At 35.6% G+C, this 4,487-nt stretch carries 2 protein-coding genes, 1 tRNA gene and 1 pseudogene; all 4 read right to left on the bottom strand.

Annotated features, from left to right (window positions below):
• On the bottom strand, positions 1 to 1,781 hold a 1,781-nt coding region (locus tag E0946_RS06990), incomplete at its 3' end, for an ABC transporter ATP-binding protein (RefSeq protein WP_133201749.1).
• Positions 1,782 to 1,827: 46 nt separating this feature from the next.
• Positions 1,828 to 1,904 (bottom strand) — tRNA-Arg (locus E0946_RS06985).
• A 278-nt stretch (positions 1,905 to 2,182) separates the two neighbouring features.
• Entirely contained in the window at positions 2,183 to 3,766 is a 1,584-nt protein-coding gene (locus tag E0946_RS06980; protein ID WP_133201748.1) for a FlgD immunoglobulin-like domain containing protein, read from the bottom strand.
• A gap of 21 nt (positions 3,767 to 3,787) precedes the next feature.
• A pseudogene (locus tag E0946_RS07285) lies at positions 3,788 to 4,487 on the bottom strand (hypothetical protein); the annotation flags it as partial.

The raw sequence follows: 4,487 nt of genomic DNA, 5'->3' as shown, positions 1-4,487 counted from the left end.
GCTATCATAATCACGGTTCTATTCTGCGTTGCATCATCAATAGCTTCTTGCACCAGCTTCTCACTTTCAGTATCCAAAGCACTGGTTGCTTCGTCAAAAATTAAAATAGGTGGGTCTCCCACAATAGCTCTGGCAATACATAAACGCTGTTTTTGTCCCCCGGAAAGATTTGCCCCCTTAGTCTGTAAAATCTCATCATACTGATTAGGAAAATTCAGGATAAACTCTTCCGCATGAGCTACTTGAGCTGCCTTCCTGATTTGTTCATCACTCACCTCATCCAGCGAACCATAAGCAATATTTTCTCTCACTGACCTTGTAAAGAGCACACTTTCTTGAGTTACTACTCCAAAAAGCCTTCGCAAATCAGATATCTTTATCTTTCTTATATCTATGCCATCAATAAGAATAGCACCTTCATTGACATCATACATCCGGTTAAAAAGATTTGCTAGAGTGGTTTTCCCTCCGCCACTTGCACCTACAAAAGCTATTTTTTCTCCCTTATGAATGGTTAAAGAAACATTATGTAGGACAGGTTTGGAGCCCTTATAGCTAAAGCTTACATTATCAAAAACAATCTCTGAATTGAAATCCTTTTTCTCAACTGCATCTTCAGCTTCTTGCACAGATGATTCTGTATTCAGCACGGTAGAAATTCTACCCAGCGAAACTAATGCCTTTTTAACATCGGTATATATTTGAGTGAGAGAATTAAGCGGATGCAACATAGAAAACATAGCAAAAAGAAAAGCAGTGAAATCTCCTAAAGAGAAAGTTGAGCCAGGAGCAAGAATCATCCTGCCACCTATCACAATTACAATCACACCAGTAAATAAAGTAGTCATCTCAGAGAGAGGAACATTTAAAGCACTATATCGCTGTGCTTTCTTCCAGAGTTTTAGATGTCGTTTATTTATTTGACTAAAGATTTTGTATTCACTTTCCTCCCTACGAAATGCTTTCACTATCTTCATACTGTTCAGCGCTTCTTCCACTGTGGAAAACATTGAAGAGAGTTGCGCCTGAATTCTTCTGGAATATTTCTTTATCTTCTTACCTAAAAACCCTATGGATAATGAGAAAGCTGGTAAAACAATGATACTATAAAGAAATAGCTGGGAATTCATTAATAATGCTATCCGCATATAAACCAGGATAGTAACAACATCTCTAATCCCTTCCAGCAAGGAACGGATAAATTGCTCGCTTACTATTTCTACATCATTCACCATCCGAACTAATGCATCACCCACTCTATTCTGATTAAAAAACTCAAGTGATTGCCTCATATATCGTGAAAACATAAGGTTCCGCACATCCCGAATAGTGTTTCCTCTTAAATCTACAAAGAGTACCCGCTGAATGTAATAAAAGACATTCTTCAGCACCATCGTTATCACAACGAACAGACAAATCGCATAGAGTAAACTTAGTGAACTAGTCTGGAGCATAATCTGTTTTAAGCTTTCCCAGAAAGGTGCTAAATCACTCAAACCTTTTATGGCAAATATCCCTCCTATTTCACTCATAAAACTGCTCCAGGCAGATCCTATAGCCTCAAAGAACTGCCCCATAGTAGTATATAGAGCAGCAGGTTTATTGGGATTGAACACATAATCAAAGAGAGGAATTACAAAAGTGATACTGATACCTGAAAAGAGAGCATACAAAAGCATCGCTATCAGACCTGTAACCAGGACAGGCCAATAACGAAACATTATGCCATAAATTTTTTTCAGGTCTTTCCAGTTGCCTTTTGTATTTGTTGATTTATCCATAAGTTATACTATAAAAAAAGCCAGCTTCCGCCGGCAAGTAAAATCTTGGCACGCCCAGAGGGATTCGAACCCCCAACCCTCTGATCCGTAGTCAGATGCTCTATCCAATTGAGCCATGGGCGCACCCATTTTTTTCTATACTTGAAATCACTATTATTCTGTCAAGCACAAATTACTGTTTCAATCTTATTTTTCTTTTCTTTGTTTATTTACACTTCAAAACCTATTTACCTTCTTATTAAATGATTATTATCCCCTGGTAAAAGAACATTTTTGAGGACAAAATCCTTTTTCCTCCTTTCTTGCCTCATTAGGTCATTAAAGTTACAAGGGAATTAACCTTTATAAAAAACCCCGGTATTGCTACCGGGGTTATTCTTTTAGTTAACTTAATATTTACTCTATTTCATCAGAACCGCTTTGCGCTGGAAGCTTTCTTTCCCTGCTTTCATAACGATATAATATATTCCATTACCACTGAGATTGCCATCATTATCTCGTCCATCCCAGGTTATTCTATGATGTCCCTTCTCTTGAGTGCCTAAATCAAAAGTTTTGACTATTTGACCACGAGTGTTATAGATTATAAACTTTACCTCTGATTTTGTTTCAAGAGTGAAAGGAATATAAGCTATGGGATTAAAAGGATTGGGATAGACATTATCTAAACTGGTCACTAAGGGAATATCACCACTGGAACCTGAGTTTACTTCATATTTTACTTCTATAGGTCCATTAAATCCTATTGTACCATCCATATTATTATATTGTAACCAGTAATAATAGATTCCACTCATATTCAATTCATTATCTGTATACATATAGGCTTTAGGCTGAGAAGTATTAGTAGCATTTATCAAAGGACTAATTACACGAGCATTACTCAATTCCTTATCCGATCCACGCAGCACATAATAGCCTATCAAATCTGTTTCCGTCTGACTAACCCAGTTCAAAATGACCTTGTTTTGATTAGAAATGGTAGCAAAAAATGAGGTTAGTTCTATGGGTAATGGGCTTTCCTGTTTAAAACCAGTCAAAATATATTCACCTTTAATATTATTTGGATCTGTTATAGATACAGTTATCAAACCATTAGCAGCATCATAAGTACCTGGGACTAAAGTATAAGGACCAGCACCATGAATCTTCCGATAATAGATGCCCAAAGTGCTTTCATTAAGGGTATAACCAGTAGGAAGAGTAGGAATTTGAAAAGATATATACATAGGAAATTCAGTGTCTGGAGAAAAGCGTATATTACCAGGATCAATAAACCATCCATATGGACTTATATCTGGATTGGGGACAGTACCTCCTGGAGAGCCAGGTGCATAGTATTCATCAGTAGATAATTCATCAAATGCATAAACTTTCATATCTCCTCCACCGTTTCTAGGTATATATGCTTCCTCTAAAATTACTCCGGTATAATCAAATGTTATATCAAAAACGCTTCCCCCATATTGCCCTGGAGGTGGAGTCAAGGTTTTAGTACTAACTGCTAAAGGTGTATCATATTTTATCATTAATATATGAGTGGTACCTTGAGGATAAAAGGTTGTGGGCCAATTATCTGGCCAAGTTGGTCGTAGAGCAAATTCAACAGACAATTCTGGATAGGAATATTCATTTTGTCCATCCCAAACTTTAATTAAAATAAAATGTCCAGTTTGAGCACCATAATCCGGAAAATCACCATAATTACCACCTGCACTACAAGTATTAATTGAAATGCTGTTTTGATTAGCTAATGGTTCACTAAGTGCAACAGATCCTACGCATATATCTCCATCAAAAGCAGCTAATTCTCCTCCAGCACCCAGCGGAATTCCATTAATTTCCACTCCATAAACTAATATATTCATTGGCAGATATGGATTGAAAGTATAAATTTTATAAGGGGTAGGAAAATGTTCAGTTTGGGCATTTAATGTGAGAAGAGATAATAATAAGCATAGGGTAATCCAAAAATATTTTTTCATTTTATGTATTTCTCCTTATAATTATTTTATATTTGTATTTAAATTTTCAGCAGGATAGTTAAATTGGCAAGGCTCAGAAATGAGGATATAATAAGCTTCACCTTCTTCAAATAAGCTTATCTCATTAATCCAGTTTCCATAAATGTCTTTAACAATTTTTTTTCCTGTTTCATCCTGTACTTTGACTAAAACCCCACTATTTACTAATGGAGAAATGAATGACCAGGCATCTTGCGAATTATGGTATAAATAGGGAATAATATTCCATCCTGTATTTAAATTTATAGTCACCGGTAATTCTAAGTGGTTCCCCGTTATATCTAATTCACAATCATTATTGACTAAGACATAATAACCTTTTCCCATTTGATAGTTTCCAATTGTATTTTGCCATTGTCCATAAATATTCATAGCATAATAATTTCCTAAATCGTCCTGTATTTTCACTAAATAACCTTCATTTATAAGTTCTGCAAATATATCATCAAAAGACATACTTTTAGGAACTACCCAGGATGAAATTAGGTTCCATCCTGTTTTTAGAGGAATAATTAAAGTAGGTTGAATATATATTTCAGCACCAGAAACTGAATCAAATTCAATAGGATGATTTAACTCATCTCGGAGAACGATTTTGGATAAAGTGACTGGTATTGGAGTGTAACAGCTGGGATTAGAAAGAGCCGTTAATTTTATAGAAAATAATGTTCCAGAAGTAGGT

It is taken from the genome of Candidatus Syntrophosphaera thermopropionivorans (genome assembly GCF_004353895.1).
In the GTDB taxonomy this organism is placed as follows: Bacteria; Cloacimonadota; Cloacimonadia; order Cloacimonadales; family Cloacimonadaceae; genus Syntrophosphaera; species Syntrophosphaera thermopropionivorans.
This window is presented reverse-complemented; position numbering and strand designations above follow the sequence as displayed.